The organism is Cupriavidus sp. UGS-1, assembly GCF_021213615.1.
Lineage (GTDB): Bacteria > Pseudomonadota > Gammaproteobacteria > Burkholderiales > Burkholderiaceae > Cupriavidus.
The window spans coordinates 202,360-223,397 of the sequence record NZ_JAJQJF010000007.1; the positions used below are offsets into that span (position 1 = coordinate 202,360).

The window sequence follows — 21,038 nt, forward strand, 5'->3', positions numbered from 1 at the left end:
CGGGCCCGCCGGTGCGGTGCGGCCGGCGCGGTTCGGCCGGAGATGAACCGTGAATCCCGGAGGCGCGGCAACTTCGCATTGCCGCCCCCAAGCCAAGCCAGCCCCATGAGCGTGTCCCGCCCCCCCAGCCAGCTCGCGCTGAACGTCAATCGCACCGAGCGATCGGTCTGCGCCGACCCCGCGACGCCGCTGCTCTATATCCTGCGCAACGACCTGGAATGCAACGGCCCCAAGTATGGCTGCGGGCTGGGCCAGTGCGGGGCCTGCACGGTGCTGATCGACGGCGTGGCGGCGCGTTCCTGCGTGGTGCCGGTCAGGGCCGCGGTGGGGCACGCGGTCACCACGCTGGAAGGCCTTGCGCAGGGCGAGCGGCTGGACCCAGTGCAGCAAGCCTTCATCGATGAACAGGCGGCCCAGTGCGGTTACTGCCTGAACGGCATGATCATGACCGCCAAGGCCTTCCTGTCGACGCATCCCGACCCCACCGACGAACAGATTCGTGAGGCGCTGCGCTTCAATCTGTGCCGCTGCGGCACGCACGTCGAGATCGTCCGCGCGGTCAGGCGCGCCGCGGACTTGCTGCGGCAGGCCCGCGCACAGGCGGAGCGCCGATGAACGATCTGGCCAAGGTGCCGGGTAGCGGCGAACTTTCTGAAGGCGCGGCCGTGACGATGCCGGTCCGTCCGCCGCCCGCGCGCGAACAATGGCTGTTCGGCGAAGTCGTCCGGCCCCGCGGTCCGCTCGGTGCGAGGCTGCGCGCTTTCGATGCCGAGGCGGCACGCGCGGTGCCCGATGTGGTCGCGGTGGTCGCGCGCGGCAACTTCCTCGCCGTGGTGGCGCGCTCCCCGGAGCAGGCTGCCGCCGGTGCCGCCGCGTTGCGGCCGGTATGGTCGGATGCCGGCGGACGTGCCGACCAGCGCGTTCCGCGCCGGCGTCGCATCGTGGCTTCGCATGGCGACGCAGCCTCGGCGCTTGCCGCCGCGCCCTCGCGGCTCGAACAAACCTATCGCTGGCCGCTGGCCGGCATCGCGCCGCCCGCGGCCACCGCGATCGCCGACTGGCGCGAAGGCGAGCTGCGGGTCTGGCTGCCGGACGGCCGGCCCGGTGCGCTGCGCGCCGAACTGGCGAAGCTGCTCGATATTGCCGAAACCGCCGTCACGCTGGTCTGCTGGCACGACGGCGCCGATATGGTCGATATGGCCGGCGGCGCGGCGGGGGCGAGCGTGTCCCACCATGCGGCCGCCGATGCCGCGCTGCTGGCGCAGGCCGTCGGTGGGCCGGTGCTGGTTCGCTTCGATGCCGCCGCGTTCGACGATGCTGCCGGATGGATCGAGACCCGCATCGCCAGTGCCACGAACGGTGGCGGCCCGGCCGGCAATGTGGTCGCCATCTCCGCCTATCAGGTCACGGCCACGCCGATGCCCGTGGAGTCCCGGCCGCTGGCCTCGCTCCAGACCGGTACGCCGTCCGCGCTGTCGGATATCCGCGTGGACGATGACGCCGCGCTGGTGCCGCCGTATTGGATCGACCATCTGGAAGCCGTGTCAACGGACACGGCGCACCCGACCGCTGCCCTCGCCGTCAATCCATTGGCAGGCGCCGTTGCGCAGGTCTTCGCGCGCGAGTCGCATCTGGACGAAGCGGCCGCGCTGGCCGGCGTCGATCCGGTCGCGCTGCGTCTGAACCATCTGCAGGACGAGCGAGGCGCGGCACTGGTTCGGCAGGTCGCGCTGCAGGCCGCATGGCAGACCCCTGCGCTGCGCGGCGCTACTCGCGACGCGTCGGCAGGCGTTCGCCGGGGGCGCGGCTTCGCCTACGCCAGCGTGCTGGACGCCGATGGCGGGCAGCCGATGCAGAGTTGGGCGGCGTGGGTCGCCGACGTCGAGGTGGATGCGTTCAGCGGCGAAGTCAGCGTGACACGAGTCACGCTGGGCCATGACAGCGGCGAATCCACACCATCGCCTTCGTCCCGTGGCGGGCGGGCCCATGCGCCGGCGCTGGAACACGATATTGCGGAGGCGACGCGTCGATTGACCGCGCCGGCGCCGTCGTTCGACAGCTGGCACGTTGCGCCCGATGCCGCCACCGCGCTGCCCGCGACGGTTGGCACGCTGCCTCCCGAGGTCCGCGTCGTCGGCGGCCTGACGACGACCGCGGGTCTGCGCGGCAGTGCCGCCGCGACGCTGCCCGCCGCCGCCGCGATCGCCAACGCCATCTTCGACGCCACCGGCGTGCGCCTGCGCGAGCCGCCGTTCAGCGGCGAACGCGTGCGCCTGGCCCTCGCCGGCGAATGCGCGGAGGACCGGCCGGCAAGGCGCAAACGCAATTGGCTGCTTGCGGCCGGCGCGGCCATCGCCGCGCTGTGCGCCACCGTGATGCCATGGCGATCCGCGATCGCGCCCGTTGCGCCCCCCGAGCCGGGCTTCTATTCCGCCGCGACCATCGAACGCGGCCGCCTGGTGGCCGCGGCCGGCGACTGCGCGGTCTGCCACACCGCGCCCAACGGCGCCAGGAATGCCGGCGGCCTGCCGCTGGAGACGCCGTTTGGCACGATCTACAGCACCAATATCACGCCCGATGTCGACACCGGCATCGGCAACTGGTCGTATGCCGCGTTCGAGCGCGCGATGCGCGAAGGCATCCATCGCGATGGACGCCGGCTGTATCCGGCCTTCCCCTACACCGCGTTCGCGAAGATCAGCGACGGCGACATGCGTGCGCTGTACGCCTATCTGATGTCGGCCGAACCGGTGCGGTCGCAGGCGCCGGAGACCGCGCTCGCGTTCCCCTTCAACCTGCGGCCGCTGATGGCGGGCTGGAACCTGCTGTTCCATCGCAACGAGCCGTTCCAGCCCGACCCGTCGCGCTCGTTGCAATGGAATCGCGGCGCGTATCTGGCCGAAGGGTTGGGACACTGCAGCGCATGCCATTCGCCGCGCAATGCGTTTGGCGCGGAAAAGGGCGGCCGCGCCTACCTGACCGGCGGCGAGGCCGAAGGATGGGAAGCACCGGCATTGACCGCGCTGTCGCGCTCGCCGATTCCCTGGACCGAGGAAGACCTGTTCCAGTATTTGCGCACGGGTTACTCGGCGCGCCATGGCGCGGCGGCCGGGCCGATGGCGCCGGTCGTCGAAGAACTCGCGCAATTGCCCGAGAGCGACGTCCGCGCGATCGCGCACTACGTCGCATCGTTCAAGGCGCCGCCGCCGGATGCCGCCGCGCTGGACCGGCAGGCGCGCGCGCTGGAGCAGCGCAGCGCGACACTGGCCCGCACGATGACCGGACCCGCCGACCGGCTCTACCAGAGCGCCTGCGCGGTCTGCCACCAGTCCGACCAGGGCGTGCCGATGTTCGGCGTCAAGCCGTCGCTGGCACTGAATACCAATCTGCATGGCGACAAGCCGGACAACGTGATCCAGGCCGTGCTGAAGGGCATTCCGGCGCCGCCATCGAATGCGCTGGGCGAAATGCCCGGCTTTGCCGACAGCTTCGATGACAAGCAGGTCGCCGAACTGGTGCACTACCTGCGCGCCCGCTTTGCGCCGGACAAGCCGGCCTGGCAGGGCGTCGACCAGGCGGTGGCGCGAATACGCGGCAGCGCGTCCGCCGCCGGCCACGGCGCGCAATAAGTTCGACGAGGTCGCCGCCACCCGCCAGCGCTTCCGAAGACATTCCCGATCACGATGCAGCACGCACTGCATCGGACCCCAGTCACGCCGACTCCGCACCTTGCGTCATCGACGCCGAGGCGGGGACGGTGTTGACGCCAGCACCCGAAGGTAGACCAAGCAAGGAGCGAAGATGTCGTATCAGTACCCTCAAGGAACGGCCGGCGTGCTGGCCCCAACGACGGAACCGGATGTCTACCGCAAGGTGACATGGCGTCTGATTCCGTTCTTCTGTCTGTGCTATCTGGCCGCCTATCTGGATCGGATCAACGTCGGCCTGGCCAAGCTGCAGATGCTCGACGACCTGAAGTTCAGCGAGACCGTCTACGGCCTGGGCGCCGGCCTGTTTTTCGTCGGCTATATCCTGTTCGAGGTGCCGAGCAACCTGGTGCTGCAGAAGGTCGGGGCACGCATCTGGATCGCCCGCATCATGGTGACCTGGGGCCTGCTGTCGGGCGCGACCATGTTCGTCACCACGCCGACGCAGTTCTATATCGTGCGATTCCTGTTGGGTGCGGCGGAAGCAGGCTTCCTGCCCGGCGTGCTGCTGTATCTGACCTACTGGTATCCCACGCATCGCCGCAGCAAGATCATCGCGCTGTTCATGATCGGGCTGCCGCTGGCCAGCATGATCGGCAGCCCGATCTCGGGCTGGATCATGACGGCGTTTGCCGGCGTCTACGGCTATGCCGGCTGGCAATGGCTGTTCTTCCTCGAGGCGCTGCCCTCGGTGCTGCTCGGCGTGATGGTGTTCTTCTATCTGCCGAACAATATCGACTCGGCGAAATGGCTCGATGCCGGCGAGAAGCGCACGCTGCAACGCAATCTCGAAGCCGACGTGCTGGTCGAGAACCAGCATTCGCTGAAGGCAGCCTTCACCGATCGCCGCGTCTGGATGCTCGGCGTGATCGACATGTGCCTGCTGATGGGGACGTACTCGATCGGCTTCTGGATGCCGACCATCATCCGCGATTCGGGCGTTGCCAGCCCGCTGCATATCGGCCTGCTGACCGCGATTCCGCACGCCGTGGCGGTAGTCGCCATGCTGATCAACGGCGCACACTCGGACCGGACCCGCGAACGCCGCTGGCATATCGTGGTGCCGGTGCTGTTCGGCGCCGTCGGGCTCGTCGCCAGTACCTTCGTCACCGGCCATACCGGCGCGACGCTGGCACTGCTGACGCTGGCCAACGTCGGCATCGTGGCAACGTTCCCGGTGTTCTGGTGCCTGCCTTCGACCTTCCTCAGCGGTACCGCGGCGGCCGCCGGCATTGCGCTGGCCTGCTCGATCGCCAATCTGGGCGGGTTTGCGGCGACCTATCTGCTGGGGTGGATGAAAGACACGTTCCACAGTCCGAGCGCCGGCCTGATCCTGTTCGCGGTGTGCCTGCTGGGGAGCTGCCTGCTGGTGCTGGCGATGCCGGCGAAGACGGTCAATCGATAGGCGCGCGGCAATGTTGGCCGGGGCGCTGCGGCGTGCCCGGCCCCGTTGCCCGGCCGCGGCCCGGTGAAGGTCCTCGCCTTCGCCGGGCTTTTTTACGTCCGCCGATGTCCGTCGTGGGCCGGCGGATCATTCCATGCAGTGGAATTGCGGGGGTGTGAGCCAGCGTCGCAGGCCCTAAGCTGTCACCAACAAGAAAGCGCGCCGGTGCGGTCGGTCCGACTGCCAAGGCGCTCCCATCTACAGGAGACAGACATGCATTGCACCCGCACTGGATTCTTCCGACGTCTTGCCATGGCGGCCGCCGCCATCTCGTTGACGATGGCCGCCGCCGGGCCGTCGTTGGCGGCTTACCCCGACAAGCCGATCCGCATGGTGGTGCCGTTTGCGCCCGGCGGCGGCACCGACCTGATCGCGCGTGCCATGGGCGTCACGATGAGCGAGGACCTTGGCCAGCCGGTGATCATCGACAACAAGCCCGGCGGCGGCACCATCATCGGCACCGAGGCGGTCGCCAAGAGCGCGCCCGATGGCTACACGCTGGTGATGGCCACCATTGCCCATGCCGTCAATCCGAGCCTGCACCGCAAGCTGCCGTTCGACACCGACAAGGCATTCACGCCGGTGATGCTGGTGGGCCGCTCGCCCAATGTGCTGGTGGTCAAGCCGGACAGCCCGATCAAGACGGTGCAGGACCTGATCGCCGCCGCGCGAGCGAAGCCCGGCAAGCTCAACTATGCGTCGCAGGGCGCGGGAACCTCTGCCCACCTGGCCGGCGAGCTGTTCAAGAGCATGGCGAAGGTCGACCTGATCCATATCCCCTATCGCGGTGCCGGCCCGGCGATCACCGATCTGCTCGGCGGCCAGGTCGACATGATGTTTGCCACGGCGGCCGCGGTGGCGCCGCACCTGGAGAGCGGCAAGCTGCGCGCGGTCGCGGTGACGACGGCGCAGCGCTCGCAGGCCCCGGGCCTCAGCAAGGTGCCGACGATTGCCGAGAGCGGCGTGCCGAACTACGCCGCCGATAGCTGGTATGGGCTGTTGGCCCCCGCCGGTACGCCGCCGGCGGTGATTGCACGGTTGAACGAGGCGGCGAAGAAGGCGGTGCAGACGGAGTCGTTCCGCAAGCGGGCCGAGCAGGAGGGCTTGAACATCGGCGGCGGCACGCCGGAAGAGTTCGGCCGCTACGTCAAGGGCGAAAGCCAGCGCTGGAGCAAGGTCGTCAAGCAAGCCAACATCACGGTCGACTGAGCGCGGCCGGACAACGAGACAACGAGACAACGAGACAACGAGACAACGAGACAACGAGAACAGGATCATGGACCCATATTCCCTTATCGAGCTGCGGGTGGAGTCGGGCATCGCGCTGATCACCTTCAACCGCCCGGACAAGCGCAACGCGATGAGCGACGACATGCGCGCCGAGTTCATCGACGCCCTCGAACGCGTGGCGGCCGACAAGACGATCCGGGCGCTGGTGCTCACCGGCAATGGCAAGGGCTTCTGCGCCGGCGGCGACGTCGCCGGCATGCAGCGCCGCATGGAAGCGCCGCAAGGCGAAGTGGCCTTCAACGGCTGGAGCCGCCAGCAGCGCGTGCACCACACCGTCAAGCTGCTGCACACGATGCCGAAGCCGACGATTGCCGCGGTCAACGGCGCCGCGGCCGGCCTCGGCGCCGATACCGCGCTGTGCTGCGACTTCGTGCTGGCCTCCGAGGCCGCGTCGTTCTCCTGGTCCTATATCAACCGCGGACTGATTCCGGACGGCGGCGGCATGTATTTCCTGCCGCGCCGCGTGGGGTTGTCGAAGGCGAAGGAACTGGTGTTCACCGGCCGCAAGGTCGATGCGCAGGAGGCGAAGGCGCTGGGTATCGCCGACCGCCTGAGCCAACCGGAGACGCTGATCGCCGACGCGCTGGCCTGGGCGAAGGAACTCAGCCAGGGCTCGGCCACCGCGATCGCGCTGGGCAAGAGCATCATCAACCAGTCGTTCGAACTGCCGGCCGACCAGATCTTTGCGCAGGGCAGCCAGGCGCAGGGCATCTGCTACACCAGCACCGAGCATCGCGAAGCCGTGCTGGCCTTCCTGAACAAGACTGCCAGCAAGGGCTGATTCATGAATGCCATCCAACGACTCGTCAGTCCGCGCAGCGTCGCGGTGATCGGTGCATCGGCCGATCCCGCCAAGACGGCCGGCCGTCCGGTGTCCTACCTGCGCAAGCACGGCTTCGGCGGCGCGATCTATCCGGTCAACCCGAAGGTCGAATCGATCGACGGCTTGCGCTGCTATCCCGATATCGCGTCGCTGCCGGAGGTGCCGGACGTCGGCATCGTGCTGCTCGGCGCCGAGCGAGCGCATCTGGCGGTGCGCGAACTGGCCGACAAGGGAGCGGGCGCCGCCATCGTGCTGGCGAGCGGCTATACCGAGACCGGTGCCGAAGGCGCGCGGCGCCAGGCGCAGCTGATCGAGGCGGCCGGCAGCATGCGCCTGCTTGGCCCCAACACGATTGGCCTGGTCAATCTGACCGACAACATCCCGCTGTCGGCCAGCGGCGCGCTGGAAATGGACGCGTTTCCCGCCGGCAATATCGGCGTGGTATCGCAAAGCGGCGGCATCCTTGGCGCGTTGCTGTCGCGCGCGGCGGCACGGGGCATCGGTCTTTCCAAGCTGATCTCCACCAGCAACGAGGTGGACCTGGACCTGGCCGACTTCATGGACTACCTGGCTGACGACGATGCGACGCGCGTGGTGGCGCTCTACATCGAAAGCGCGCGCAATCCCGAGGCGTTTCGCCGCGCCGCGCTGAAGTGCGCCCGTGCCGGCAAGCCAGTGGTCGCCTTCAAGATCGGCCGATCGGAGAGCGGCGCGCGCGCCGCGGTGTCGCATACCGGTGCGCTCGCCGGCGCGGACCGCATGTACGACGCACTGTTCGAGCAGCTGGGCGTGATTCGCGCGCAGTCGTTCTCCGACCTGCTGGACATCCCCGCGGCACTGGCCACAGGCCGCAAGCTCGAGGGCAAGCGCATCGCGATCCTGACTTCGACCGGCGGCGCGGGAACGCTGGTATCCGACAGCCTCGGCCTGGCCGGATTCGACACGCCGCCGCCGGACGAGGACACCGCGCCGAAGCTGCGCGCGTTGCAGAAGGGCGACCATGCCGCGCTCGATCGCAATCCGATCGATGTCACGCTGGCGGGGCTGCAGCCCGATCTGCTGCGCGCGGCGATTCGCACGCTGCTCGACAGCAAGGGTTACGACGCGGTGACCGTCATCGTCGGTTCGTCGGGCGTGGCCATGCCGGACCTGATGGCCAATGCGATCGGCGATTGCCTGGCCGAGACCGACAAGCCGGTGGTCGCCTACGTCAGTCCGCATGCGCCGCAGGCGCTTGCGCTGCTGAACCGCAACGGCGTGCCGGCCTTTGCCGACCCGGAGGGCTGTACCGTTGCGTTCGATGCGATGCTGCGCGCGGCACGGCTCCCAGCCGACGAGGACGCCGGTACCCCGGCGCCGCCGGCACCGCAACTGGATCGCTTCGGCACGGGTTCGCTCGACGAAGCGGCCGCAAAGGCGCTGTTCGCCGCCTTTGGCGTGCCGGTCGCTCGCGAGGTCGTGGTCCGCAATGGCGACGAGGCGGCCGCCGCGGCGCAGTCCTTCGGCGGCAACGTCGTGCTGAAGATGCTGTCCGCCGAGGTCACGCACAAGAGCGATATCGGCGGGGTCGCGGTCAATGTTCCGCCCGAGGACATCGCCGCCCGGCTCGAACGCATGGCCGCCGATGTCCGCGGCGCGACCGGCAGCGCGCCGAAGCGCTTTCTGGTGCAGGAAATGGTCAGGGATGGGGTCGAAGTCATTGTCGGCATGCACCGCGATGCGCTGGGCACGGCCATCCTGCTCGGCATGGGCGGCGTGACGGCGGAGCTGTTCAGCGACACCACGTTGCGGCTGCTGCCCAGCAACGGTGGACTGACGCGCGCCGCTGCGTTGCAGATGGTGCAGCGCCTCAAAACCGCCCCGTTGCTGCAGGGCTTTCGTGGCCGGCCGACCGCCGACCTCGATGCGCTGGCCGATGCCATCGTGGCGTTCTCGCGCATGGTGGCCACGCTGGGCGACAGGCTGGTGGAGGCCGAGATCAATCCACTGTTCGTGCTGCCGCAAGGGCGGGGCGTGGTCGCGGCGGACGGCGTGGCGGTACTGGCCGACGGCGACAACCGCTGAGTGGCATCGGCATGGATCACGCGGCGGCCGCTATCATTGGCAGCCTCTGCGATGCCCCGACGTTGATCATGCCGAACAGCCGCCCCCAGCTCGCGCGCACCCTGCCCGGTCAGGGCAAGGCGACGCCGAACCGGTCCCTGGAGCGGGGCGTGGCGATCCTGCGCGCGTTCCGCGCCGGTTCGTCGATGCTCGGCAACAGCGAGATCGCCGAGCGCACCGGGCTGTCGCGCTCGACCGTCAGCCGGCTGACCCAGACGCTGGTCGAGACCGGCATGCTCGACTACATCCCGCAGGCCCGTGCGTATCGCCTTGGCGTGCCGGTGCTCAGCATGGCGCATGCGATGCGGGACAGCTCCCAGGTTCTCAAGGTGGCCACGCCGATGATGGTGGACGTCGCGATGCGCCACCGCATCAATGTCGGCCTGGCCGTCGCCGATGGCGACGAGATGGTCTACCTCGAATCGTTCCGCTACAACCGCAGGCAATCGCTGCGTACCGTCGTGACGGGCCAGCGCATTCCGATGGCGCTGACATCGCTGGGCCGCGCCCATCTGTCGACGCTGGGCCCCGACGATTTCGCCCGGATGATGGCGTCGTTCGCGAGCAAAGGCGGCGGCCGCGGCTGGCGCGAGCTGCGCAAGGAGATCGAGGCGGCGGTGGACTCGGTGCATCGGCACGGCTACTGCGCGGCCTCGTGGCAGCCCCAGGTGGTGGCCCTGGCCACGCCGATGCGGTTTGACGGCTACGCGGTCCATGTGCTGAACGTCAGCGTTTCCGGGCAGCAGGACATGGCGGCTGCGCAGTCAGCACTCGCGGGGCCGCTGATGTCGCTGGCGGCGGCGATCGAACAGGGAATGCGCGGCGTGCAGTGGTGAGAGGGCGGGCGGATTGTTTGCGCTGCCGATATACACTCGTCGCGCCGCCGCCGTACAATAGTCGCTCCACAGCCCGCATCCGGATTGACCATGCCTCGAGCGAAAGCCGCGCGCCTCGACACCGACAGCCCTGCCGAACCGCTGGACGACGGCAAGACCGTGTCCGGCATCCAGGTGGACGAGATCGCCGAGCGTGTCCTGGTCGCGATCTGGGAGCACCGCCTGCCGCCGGGGACCAAGCTGGTCGAGGAGAAACTGGCCAGCGTGTTCGGCGTCAGCCGGACCAAGGTGAGGCTGGCCTTCACCAAGCTCGCCCACGAGGGCGTGGTGACGGTGTATCCGAATCGCGGCACCTTCGTCTCCAGCCCCAGCGTGCAGGAGGCCCGCCAGGTCCTGCATGCGCGGCGGCTGATCGAGCCGGAACTGGCGCGCGACCTCGCGGCCGGCATGACGCGGGAGCGCCTGCGGCCGCTGCGCGCGATCACGCGCGAGGAGGCGCAGGCGCGGCGCAAGAATGACCGCCGCACCATCATCCGCCTGTCCGGCGAATTCCATGCGCGGCTCGCCGACCTGTCCGAGAACCAGTACCTGGCGAAATATCTGCGCGAGCTGTGCTCGCTGACCTGCCTGATCATCGCGCTGTACGATGCGCCGGGCGTCCCGTCGTGCCCACATCACGAGCACGACGACATTCTCGATGCGCTGGAAGCGGGAGACGGCGAACGTGCGGCGACGCTGATGACCGAGCATCTGGCGCATGTCGAAAGCACGCTGCATCTGGACGCGCCGGCCGACGAGGAGGTCGATCTGGAGGCGGTCTTCGCCTCCGTCTGACGCGGCCGCGGCCGCGTTCCGCGGACCAACGACCCTACGACCGAACGCCCCGACGGCTAACGTCTAGCGATGCTCGATGCGGGCCGCCAGCGCATCGGGGAGCCTCAACGTGGGCTTGGCATCGGGACGGCGGAACGTACCGGCGGTCGCCTTGCGCGTGTTCAATGCAACCAGTCCCTCGGCCTGCTTGACGGCGGCCGCCATCTGATCGACCACGGGCACCGGGATGCGGTCGCGCACCCGCGCCGCCAGCCCGGCCAGCGGCGCGCCGGCGAGGATCACCACATCGGCCTCGTCCTCGGTGACCGCGCGATTGGCCAGCGCCACGAGCAACGCTTCCTTCTCGTCCTGCACATCCGATACCGACGCGAAGGCGTCGTCGAGCATCCGGATGCCGGCCAGCCGGCCGCGCAGCCCATGCATGTCGACGCACTCCTCGTACCACGGGCCCAGCGCGCGGGCGAAGGTGACGATGGCAAAGCGCCGCCCGAGCATGCAGGCGCTCAGCATCGCGGCCTCCGCCATGCCGACGACCGGCAGGTCGAACAGTTCGCGCGCGCCAAGCAGGCCCGGGTCGCCAAACGCCGCGATGATCGCGGCATCGACGTTCACATGGTGTTCGGCGAGCATCTCCAGCGCGATGGCGCCGCCGATCTGCGCCTCGGCACGGGTGGCGATATAGGGCACGCCGCGCGGGGCGGTCAACGGCACCAGTTCGGTACCGGGGGCGGCGGCGTCGGTGCCCGCGGCCATCAGTCGTGCCGTGATGCCTTCGCTGGTATTGGGGTTCAGGACAAGGATGCGCATGGTGTCTTGGGATGGAATCGCGGGTTCGTCAGGCTCGGTCCCGGCGGCCGTGTCAGCCGGCCGCCAACAATTGTTCGATCAGCCGCGCCGCTGCCAGCACGCGCCAGTCGGCGCCGCGCGGACCGGCAATCTGCAGTCCGACCGGCAGGCCGTCGCGTCCCGTGCCGCACGGCACCGAAATCGCGGGTGCCTGGGCGTGATTGAAGAACGGCGTGAAGACGGCATGCGCCCGCGGCTCGACCGCGACGCCGCCGATCCGCTCGGGACCAAGGCGGTCGTTGGGCCATGCCACGCAAGGCGTGGTCGGACACAGCAGCAAGTCGTGTTCGGTGAAGAATGCCGCCAGCGCCAGGCCGATGCGGCGGCTGGCTTCGCGTGCGCGCGCAACCTCGGCGCCGCTCCAGGTGAAGCCGCGCTCGATCTGCCGCGCGATGTCGGGATCGAAGCGATCCGGATCGCGTCGCCACGCGTCGCCATGGAGATTGGCCAGGCCGACATGCTGCAGCGGCATCAATGCCGCTTCGCCGGCCCCGTCGGGCCAGACCGGATCCTGCCGCGCCACGCGAAGGCCCGGCACGCCGGCAGCACGCAGTCTTGCCACTGCCGCCTCGAAGGCCTCGGCCACGTCGTCGTCCACCGGCGTGTCGAGACCCAGGCGGGGACTGACGGCGATGCGAAGCCCATCCAGCGGTCCGGCAGGGGCACACCGAAAGCCGGCCGAATCCGGGTCGCGCGGATCGGGCCCGCACAGCACGCGGAACATCAGCGCGGCATCGTCGACGGTGCGCGCGATCGGCGCCATCACCTGGATGCCGGGAAACGCGTGCGGGAAGCCCGCGGCATCGGGAATGGCGCCGAAGGACGGCTTGAAGCCGACCACTCCCGCATGGGCCGGTGGCCGTCGGCTGGAGCCACCGCCGTCCGTGCCCAGCGCCAGCGGCGCCACGCCGGCGGCCACCGCCACCGCGCAGCCGCCCGACGAGCCGCCGGCCGTCAGCGCGGTGTCTTGCGGATGCCGCGTCAGGCCATAGACCTTGTTGGTGGTCAGGCCCTTGCAGGCGAACTCCGAGGTGTTGCCCATGCCAAGGACGATGGCGCCCGCCGCGCGCAGCCGTTCTACCGCAATGGCATCAGCCGGCGCGACGAAGTCGCGGTACAGCAAGGAACCCTGCGTCACGCGGCGCCCGCGCACCCACACGACGTCCTTGACGATCACCGGCACGCCGGCAAGCGGCGGCCGTTCGCCCGCGGCCAGGCGCTCGCACAGTTGCGCGACGTCGGCGTCGACCAGGTCGCGGCGCTCCTCGAACACCGCATTGAGCTCACCATTGCGCGCGTCGATCCGTGCTTGAAATGCCGACACCACGGCGCCGGGATCGAGTTCGCCGGCGTTGACCTGGGCGGCGATGGCGGCGGCGTTCGGATAGGGCGGTGCGTTGTCGCAGCGCGTTTCGTGCTCGGTGCGATTCGGATGGGGCATCAAAGGCTTCCTCCCGAAGTGCGATAGCGCGGCTTTGCCATCTCCGGCAGCGCGCAGGTCAGGAACTCGCCGTGCCCCGCCGTCGCCGTCAGCCTGCCTTCGTGCGCGACCACCTTGCCGCGCACCAGCGTCGTGACGGGCCAACCCTTGACGCGCGTGCCCTCGTACGGCGTGTAGTCGACCGCGTGGTGCAGGTCGGCGTTGCGGATGACGACCTCGCGCGCCGGATCCCAGATCGCCAGATCGGCGTCCGCGCCGATCGCGATCGTGCCCTTGCGCGGATGCAGTCCATAGAGCTTGGCGGCGTTGGTCGAGGTCAACGCGACGAACTGGTTCAGCGAAATGCGTCCGCCTCCGACACCCTCGGAGAACAGCAGCGGCAGCCGCGTCTCGAGCCCGGGGATGCCATTCGGAATATAGCGGAACGGCACCTGCTCGCCGCCCGGCTGCTTGCCCTGCGGATCGTCGTAGCGGAACGGCGCATGATCCGACGAGAAGATCGTGAACAGGCCATCGGCCAGGCCGTCCCAGATCACCTCCTGGTTGGCGCGGTCGCGCGGGGGCGGGCTGCAGACGCATTTGGCGCCGTGGTAGCCGGGCTGATCGAGATCCGAGGCGGTCAGGAACAGGTACTGCGGACACGTCTCGGCGAAGATCTTCATGCCGCGCGCTCGGCTCCAGCGGATCTGCTCGACCGCTTCGCGCCCGGATACATGGACGATCAGGATCGGCACGTCGACCAGCTCCGAGAAGGTGATGGCGCGGTGCGTGGCCTCGCGCTCGATCGCCATCGGCCGCGCGATCGCATGAAAGCGTGGCGCGGTCTTCTGCTCGGCCTCCAGCCGGTCGGTCAGCCAGGCGATGCAATCGGAGTTCTCGGCGTGGATCATCACGAGTGCGCCTTCCTGGCGTGCCACCGTCAATACCTCGAGGATCTCGCGGTCGCAAAGCTTCAGGTCGTCGTAGGTCATGTAGACCTTGAACGACGTGTAGCCCTTGCGGATCAGGCCGGGCAGCTCCTCGCGCAGAACCGTCTCGGTCGGGTCGGACACGATCAGGTGGAAGGCGTAGTCCACCACGGCGCGTCCTTCGGCACGGCGATGGTAGTCGGTCACGGCCGCGCGCAGCGACTGGCCTTTTTCCTGGGCGGCGAACGGAATGACGGTGGTGGTGCCGCCGCATGCGGCCGAGATCGTGCCCGACTCGAAGTCGTCCGCCATCTTCAGGCCATCGGGCATCGGCTGGTCGAGATGGCAATGCGCATCGACACCGCCGGGCAGTACCAGCTTGCCGCTTGCATCGATCTCGTCGCGGGCACTGCCCAGGTCGTGGCCGAGTTGCACGATGCGGCCGCCGGAGATCGCGATGTCGCATTGGACGGTGTCGCTGGCGGTCACCACCGTGCCGTTGCGGATCAGAAGGTCGAACTGTTTCACAGGAATCTCATGACGGTTGTTGTTCTGGTCCGGGCCGTCCCCGCGCGTTCAGCGCGCGGCCTCATTGCCGAGGTCGGACAGGCGCGCCCGTGCCGTTTCGCGTGCGACGCCGGCGGCGACCGCAATCAGCACGCAGACCGCGGCCAGGTAGATGGCGACCGGCGTGCTGCTGCCGAAGCGGTCCAGCAGGCCGACCGCGATCAACGGGGCCAGCGCGCCGCCGAACACGCCGGCGAACTGGAAGCCCAGCGAGGCGCCGGTGACTCGCACCTGCGTGGCGAACAGCTCCGGCAGGAAGGAAGCGAGCGGCGAGAACATGAAGGACACCAGCACCATGCCGATGAACGAAGCCAGCATGATCAGCGCCGGGCTCAGCGTATGCACCAGCGCGAAGAAGGCGAACGCCCACAGCGCGCCGCCGATGCCCCCGATCATCAGCACCGGGCGGCGGCCGATGCGGTCGGCCAGCACGCCGGCCACGGGGATGAACAGGATCTGCGCGACGGCCCCGAGCAACACGGCATTGAGCGCGATGCTCTTGGGCAGCCCGAGCTTGGTCGGCACGTAGTACAGCAGGAACAGCGTGAAGACGTAGAAGGCGATATCGCCGCCCAGACGCGCGCCGAAGGCGATCAGCAGTTGCTTCTTGTAGTGGCGCAGCACCTCGGCGATCGGCGCGCGCGCTTCGGCATGCTGGGCCTCGGCCTTCTCGAACACCGCCGACTCGCGCACATTGGCGCGGATGTACATGCCGACACCGACCAGCAGTGCGCTGAGCAGGAAGGGCACACGCCATCCCCAGCTCAGGAACGCTTCCTCCGACACCATCCACGTCACCAGCGCGAAGACACCGTTGGCGAGCAGCAGCCCGATCGGCGCTGCCAGCTGCACCAGGCTGCCCAGCAGTCCGCGGCGCCGGCCTTCGGGATCGAGTTCGTTGACCATGATTGCCGCACCGCCCCACTCCCCGCCCAGTGCAAGACCCTGGATCACGCGCAGCAGCACGAGCAGCAACGGCGCCAGCATGCCGACGCTGCCGTAGGTCGGCAGCAGCCCGATGCCGAAGGTCGCCAGACCCATCATCAGCAGCGTGACAATCAGCACCGACTTGCGGCCGAACTTGTCGCCGAAGTGGCCGAAGATTGCCGCGCCCAACGGCCGCGCGACAAACGCGACGCCGTAGCTGGCGAAGGACAGCAGCGTCGCCGTCAGCGGATCGCTCTGCGGGAAGAACAGCTTCGGAAAGACCAGCGCGGCGGCCGATCCATAGATGAAGTGGTCGTAGAACTCCAGCGTGGTCCCCGCCACGCTGGCACCGGCGACCCGCGCGACCGATTGGGGACGGTCCTGCGCGGTACGCGCGGCTGCGTCGACACTGACTGCTTGCATGATGCGTTCTCCTCCGGAGGGGCCGCCTGTCGGCGGTTGGCATGTTGGCGTAGTGGGTGGGACTGCCGCATCCGTGCCGTCGGCACGGCCCTCGCATGGCGTCTCACTGTCCCGTACAGTAGTCCAATAACCGCCATACAATCAAGACGAAGATTGTTTATCGAAAGTGGTGGGTATGCATGCCGGATATTGGTGCGGTGCACCGATTCCGTGCCTCGGCACGGGCTTGCCGGCCAATGGCGACAAGGGCTTGCGGGAAGGAGCGCAGCCTGGCCGCGGTGCAGTGCGCGGGCGGGGGAGCCGCCGAGTACGGTCTGCCGGCTAGGGAAAACGAGGAGGGCGCCCGGTTGTGGGACGCAGTGCTGCCGTCACACGGCGGCGATCGCGAGGCTCAACAACTTCGCCCCCGTGCCGATATCCGAATGATCCGCACCGGTGTGTGGATCGTCGGCGGTTCCGACGCTATCGAACGCCTATACCGAAACAAACAACATGCTCAAGGCAGCCATCTACAGGGTCATTCCGGTCGCGCTATGTATCGCCACGCTGGCCGGCTGTGCCACCTTCAACAATTCCGAGCCCTTTCCCAAGGAACAGAAGCAAGTGGCGGTGGATATCAGCAAGGAGATGCCGTCGACGTGGTCGGAAATGCCGACCGGTGTCTATGCCGTGCCGAATACCCGCCTGCTGGTCAGCGGCCATCAGACCGGCTCCGGCGCGGCCATGCTGTTTGGCCCGCTCGGCGTGCTGGTCGGCAGCGCGATCAATGCGGAGCGCGCGAAGTCGCTGCTCGGCGATGACAAGGCGATCGCCGACCACGATATGGTCGCGGTCACCGAGAAGCTGCTCAAGGAAGGACTTGCAGCCGACGGCGCCGCCACGCTGACTTACGGCCCGGCCGCCGCTGGCGCCTCGCAACTGACGCTGACCCCGTTCGGCGTGCTCAGTTACATCAACGACAAGGACGTTCGGCCGTATGTCGTGGTCCGAACCGCGCTGAAGGACGCGTCGGGCAAGCAGCTCTGGAGCACGCGCTATATCTCCGCCAGCGCGGAAGCCAAGCCATTCGCGGGTGAGAGCGGCTGGTTTGCCGATAATGCGAAGTCGCTCCGCGCCGCGCTCGACCAGTCGCTGAAGCGAAGCATCGACGTGATGCTGCGCGATATCGCCGGCAAGACGCTGCGCGACGCGACGAAGTGGACCTACGTCAGTGGGCAATATGCCTTCGTCAAGGAACCGCTGAAGGTCAAGGGCACCGTCGTTGTCGACGAGCCTGACTACATTGCGTTCACCCCTCGGCTCGGCGACGTGATCGTCTTCACCGGGGTCAATATCTTCGACCGCAAGATCGTGTCGATTGCCGAGGCGACCGAGCAGGATCCGAACTTCGCCAAGTACGAGCCGATGCCCGTCGAGCCCGCGAAGAGCGCGGCCACGACGGTGTCGGCGCCGGCGGCCCAGTAGTCGGCTTGCGCGTTACGCGCCTGGCGGCCATTCAACGGCTGCGGCGCAGCGCCGCGCGAAATCGCGGCGCCGCCTTGCCCAGATGCTCCCACAGCCGGTTCGCGACGGGCCCATGCGGCCTGTCGCGCCGGCGGGCGGCAACCAGCTCCTCGATGCGCCCCGGCAGATAGCGGCCAGCGATCGACAACAGCCTTCCTTCGGCCAATTCCCGTTCGATCAGGAAGCGGGGCAGATGGCCCCACGCCATGCCCTGCACGATGATCTCCTTCTTCATCATCGGATCGGGCACCGTACACTGCGGCGCGCCTGCGACGACGAAATGCTCCTGAGCCAGCGGACGGCGGGCGCTGTCGCGGATCACGCATTGCGTCAGCGCGCGCAATTGCTCCGGGCGGATCGCGCGCGAGATCGGGAATGGCAGGAAACCGGGCGCCACAACGGGAATCAACTCGATCCTGCACAGGTCCAGCCATTCGACCCGCGTGTCGCTCTTGTCGATCCGATGCACGATCAGATCGGCTTCGCCGTCGAACAGGCGCTCCCACGGTCCGGTCACCGCTTCGACATGCAAGTCCAGCCGCGTTGCCGGATGTTGCGCGAAGAACGGGCTCAGCAGCCCCAGCGTCTGTGACGGCGGACACAGGTCGCCGATCACCACACGCAGTTCGCTTTCCTCTCCCATCGCCAATTGCTCGGCATGAAGCTGCAGCGCATGCAGCTCGCGCAGCAGCGACTGTGCGTGCCGATGAAAGGCACGCCCCGCCTCGGTCGGGGTGACCCGGTACCCGCTGCGATCGAGCAAGGCCAATCCGAGCTGCCGCTCGAGCCTTGCCACAGCCGCGAATACCGCAGGATGGGTTCGATGCAAGACCGCAGCGGCTGCCTGGAAGCCTCCTTCGCGGACGACGGCGTCGAAGCACTGCAGGTCTTGCAACGTGAAGCGGGGCATTGTTCGGTTTCCTGACAGAGAGTGTGAGAACTTTGTAATTTTCTCAGATTCGCTGCGCGACTACGATGGCTTCCGTGCTGGCCTGGGGACGCCGATCGGCGACGGGCCTTCCTCAAAACTTTCAGGAGAACCCAGATGTCCGCGATATCGACCTTCACCACCAGCGATGCCCAACGGATTGCCTACCGCCTCGAAGGCGAGGCGGGCCGCTCTGTGCTGATGCTGTCCAATTCGATCGCGACCGATATGTCGATGTGGGACGGCGTGATGCCGCAATTGCTGCAGCGTTTCCGCGTGCTTCGCTACGACATGCGCGGCCACGGCGCCTCCGACGTACCGGCCGGCGCCTATTCGCTGGACCGGCTCGGGCGCGACGCGCTCGAACTGATGGATGCGCTGGCGCTCGAACGCGTCCACTTCCTCGGCCTATCGCTGGGCGGCATGGTCGCGCAATGGCTAGGCATCCATGCCCCCGAGCGAATCGACCACCTGGTGCTCGCGCATTCCGCCGCCTACCTCGGCCCGGCCGCGGATTGGGAGCCGCGCATTCAAACGATCCTGACCGCGACGCCGAACGAGACGGCCGACGCGTTTCTAGCGAACTGGTTTCCCGCCGAGATGCGCGAGAAGAACGACCCTGCGCTCGAGCCGTTTCGCAAGGTCCTGCTCGAGACCAAACCCCACGGCATCGCCGGCGCGCTCGCCGCGGTGCGTGACATGGACCTGCGACGCACCATCACGCTGATTTCACGACCGACGCTGGTGCTCGGCGGCAAGTTCGATACAGTGACCCGGGCCGAGCACAGCGAAGAGATCGCGGCCGCGATTCCGGGCGCGAAGCTGGTGTTGCTGCCGGCGGTGCATATGTCCAATGTCGAATTGCGCGAGGCGTTCCTGGCGGAGGTTCGTGGCTTCCTGCGCTGATGCGGCCGCTACCACGCGGCTTGGTTTCCCGATGACTACGCGTTTGCGCAGCAATTGAACCGCTCCCCTGGTGTACGTGCATACGACGGCATCGGTTGCAATGAGACGCTATCCCCCATCGGTGGGGTCTTGAACCCTCTACGAGCCCCGATACTATACGATCCGGTATTGCTATTTCGGCGAAATACTTGAAGCGAAGGGATCAGGAGATTTACGCTTTTTTGTGCCGGAATATTGGATCATGACTTGCTCAATTGGAGAGTATCCGGATCCTACAGTACCAGCGGGCGGGTCCGCTATTTCAACTCATAAAATAAGGGGAACAAGTTGGACTTTATCGACGAGGTTCGATCGCTCGCCGCCAGGGTCGCGGCTGCCAAGGATATGCTTCAGACTGAAGAAGCAACGAAGAACGCGATGGTGATGCCGTTCATCCATATGCTCGGCTATAACGTCTTCGATCCTCTAGAGGTCACACCGGAACTCGTCGCCGACGTTGGTACCAAGAAAGGGGAGAAGGTTGACTACGCCATCCTGAAGGATGGAAAGCCGATCATGCTCTTCGAGTGCAAGAAGTGCGGTGGCGATCTGCATATCAACCATGCTAGCCAGCTATTTCGCTACTTCCACGTGACGGAGGCTCGGTTCGGCGTGCTGACGAATGGTTTGGTCTATCGGTTCTTCACGGATCTGGAGAAGCCAAACAAGATGGATGACAAGCCCTTCTTCGAGTTCAACATTCTGGATTTTCGGGACCAGGATGTGGAGGAGTTGAAGAAGTTTGCGAAGACCGCGTTTGACGTCGACAACATTCTGACGACCGCTAACCATTTGAAGTACACCCGCGCAATCAAGAACACCTTGAACGAGTGGATGGTTAATCCGCCGGAGGACTTCGTCCGGCTGGTATCGTCCGAATTTCTCGCAGGCAAGCAGTTCAGGAACGCTGTGAAGGATCAATTTACGATGATCACAAAACATGCGTTCCAGCAGCTCGTTGGCGACAAAATCAACGAGCGTCTCAAAGGTGCCATGTCGCCTGAGCCTTCGCTTTCGCCGGAAGTCGCAATGGGCGAATCACAAGAGGAAGGTCCGAGCGTACCGACGCCCTCCGCAATGGAAATGGAGGCGTATCAGATCGTCAAGGCGATTCTTCGGCCCGTCGTCAAGCCCGACATGGTGGCGATACGCGATGCCGCAAGCTACTGTGCCATCCTCTTCGATGACAACAACCGTAAGCCAATTTGCCGCTTGCGTTTCAACAATGAAAACCGGTTGTACATCGGGTTGTTCGACGAGAACAAAGAGGAAGAACGCATCCCGCTGGGGAGCCTTGACGACATCTTCGATCTCGGAGACAGATTGAAGGCGACCGTTGCATCTTATATCCCCGTTGCGACGGCATAGTAGTAAATGGAGGAGGTCTCATTGCGTTGCCACTAGGCAAGCAATGTCCTCCCTCAAGATCGGTGATGCGGAGGCGCGACCTGGTTTCAAGTTGACACGTCGGTCGTTCAAAGTAAAGAAGTGGGATTCCGGCCCGGCCGCCGCT

At 67.1% G+C, this 21,038-nt stretch carries 16 protein-coding genes; 11 read left to right on the plus strand and 5 right to left on the minus strand.

Annotation, left to right across the window (positions count from 1 at the left end; translation table 11 throughout):
* Positions 1-105 precede the first annotated feature (105 nt).
* The 8 genes from LRR16_RS12145 (at position 106) to LRR16_RS12180 (ending at position 11,037) form a co-directional block, all read left to right on the plus strand.
* Positions 106-615, plus strand: a complete 510-nt coding sequence (locus LRR16_RS12145) for a (2Fe-2S)-binding protein (RefSeq protein ID WP_232206019.1) — start codon at positions 106-108, stop codon at positions 613-615.
* A 56-nt stretch (positions 616-671) separates the two neighbouring features.
* Complete coding sequence (locus LRR16_RS12150) at positions 672-3,629, plus strand: c-type cytochrome (RefSeq protein ID WP_370646800.1); 2,958 nt, start codon at positions 672-674, stop codon at positions 3,627-3,629.
* 172 nt (positions 3,630-3,801) lie between these two features.
* A complete protein-coding gene (locus LRR16_RS12155) occupies positions 3,802-5,112 on the plus strand; it encodes an MFS transporter (protein WP_052511234.1) in 1,311 nt (436 codons plus the stop codon).
* A 252-nt stretch (positions 5,113-5,364) separates the two neighbouring features.
* Complete coding sequence (locus LRR16_RS12160; protein WP_232206026.1) at positions 5,365-6,360, plus strand: tripartite tricarboxylate transporter substrate binding protein; 996 nt, start codon at positions 5,365-5,367, stop codon at positions 6,358-6,360.
* A gap of 67 nt (positions 6,361-6,427) precedes the next feature.
* Entirely contained in the window at positions 6,428-7,222 is a 795-nt protein-coding gene (locus LRR16_RS12165) for an enoyl-CoA hydratase/isomerase family protein (protein WP_232206027.1), read from the plus strand.
* Between the two features lie 3 nt (positions 7,223-7,225).
* Complete coding sequence (locus LRR16_RS12170; protein WP_232206028.1) at positions 7,226-9,328, plus strand: acetate--CoA ligase family protein; 2,103 nt, start codon at positions 7,226-7,228, stop codon at positions 9,326-9,328.
* A gap of 68 nt (positions 9,329-9,396) precedes the next feature.
* Positions 9,397-10,203 (plus strand): IclR family transcriptional regulator, encoded by an 807-nt coding sequence (locus tag LRR16_RS12175; protein ID WP_064576833.1) that lies wholly within the window; start codon positions 9,397-9,399, stop codon positions 10,201-10,203.
* A gap of 90 nt (positions 10,204-10,293) precedes the next feature.
* Complete coding sequence (locus LRR16_RS12180) at positions 10,294-11,037, plus strand: GntR family transcriptional regulator (protein ID WP_023263358.1); 744 nt, start codon at positions 10,294-10,296, stop codon at positions 11,035-11,037.
* A 63-nt stretch (positions 11,038-11,100) separates the two neighbouring features.
* Here the strand turns inward: LRR16_RS12180 and LRR16_RS12185 are convergent, their stop codons facing one another.
* The 4 genes from LRR16_RS12185 to LRR16_RS12200 are packed head-to-tail and all read right to left on the minus strand — an operon-like array spanning position 11,101 to position 16,149.
* Positions 11,101-11,844 carry an aspartate/glutamate racemase family protein gene (locus tag LRR16_RS12185; protein ID WP_232206029.1) on the minus strand — a complete coding sequence of 248 codons (744 nt, stop codon included), beginning with the start codon at positions 11,842-11,844 and terminating at the stop codon, positions 11,101-11,103.
* Between the two features lie 52 nt (positions 11,845-11,896).
* Positions 11,897-13,324, minus strand: a complete 1,428-nt coding sequence (locus LRR16_RS12190; protein ID WP_232206031.1) for an amidase — start codon at positions 13,322-13,324, stop codon at positions 11,897-11,899.
* Positions 13,324-14,760: a dihydropyrimidinase gene (gene hydA / locus LRR16_RS12195; protein WP_232206033.1), complete on the minus strand. Its 1,437-nt coding sequence runs from the start codon at positions 14,758-14,760 to the stop codon at positions 13,324-13,326. Before hydA ends, LRR16_RS12190 begins: the two co-directional genes overlap by 1 nt.
* A gap of 48 nt (positions 14,761-14,808) precedes the next feature.
* Complete coding sequence (locus tag LRR16_RS12200) at positions 14,809-16,149, minus strand: MFS transporter (protein ID WP_232206034.1); 1,341 nt, start codon at positions 16,147-16,149, stop codon at positions 14,809-14,811.
* A gap of 492 nt (positions 16,150-16,641) precedes the next feature.
* Here LRR16_RS12200 and LRR16_RS12205 point away from each other — a divergent pair, with 492 nt between their 5' ends.
* Entirely contained in the window at positions 16,642-17,613 is a 972-nt protein-coding gene (locus LRR16_RS12205) for a hypothetical protein (RefSeq protein WP_023263355.1), read from the plus strand.
* A gap of 31 nt (positions 17,614-17,644) precedes the next feature.
* On the opposite strand, the gene LRR16_RS12210 is transcribed toward LRR16_RS12205, so the two are convergent.
* Positions 17,645-18,562 (minus strand): LysR family transcriptional regulator, encoded by a 918-nt coding sequence (locus tag LRR16_RS12210; protein ID WP_232206036.1) that lies wholly within the window; start codon positions 18,560-18,562, stop codon positions 17,645-17,647.
* Between the two features lie 135 nt (positions 18,563-18,697).
* On the opposite strand from LRR16_RS12210, the gene LRR16_RS12215 reads away from it, so the two are divergent.
* Both LRR16_RS12215 and LRR16_RS12220 read left to right on the plus strand, forming a co-directional pair.
* Positions 18,698-19,486 (plus strand): alpha/beta fold hydrolase, encoded by a 789-nt coding sequence (locus LRR16_RS12215; protein ID WP_232206043.1) that lies wholly within the window; start codon positions 18,698-18,700, stop codon positions 19,484-19,486.
* Positions 19,487-19,813: 327 nt separating this feature from the next.
* Positions 19,814-20,893, plus strand: a complete 1,080-nt coding sequence (locus LRR16_RS12220) for a type I restriction endonuclease (RefSeq protein ID WP_232206044.1) — start codon at positions 19,814-19,816, stop codon at positions 20,891-20,893.
* The last annotated feature ends 145 nt before the right edge of the window (positions 20,894-21,038 follow it).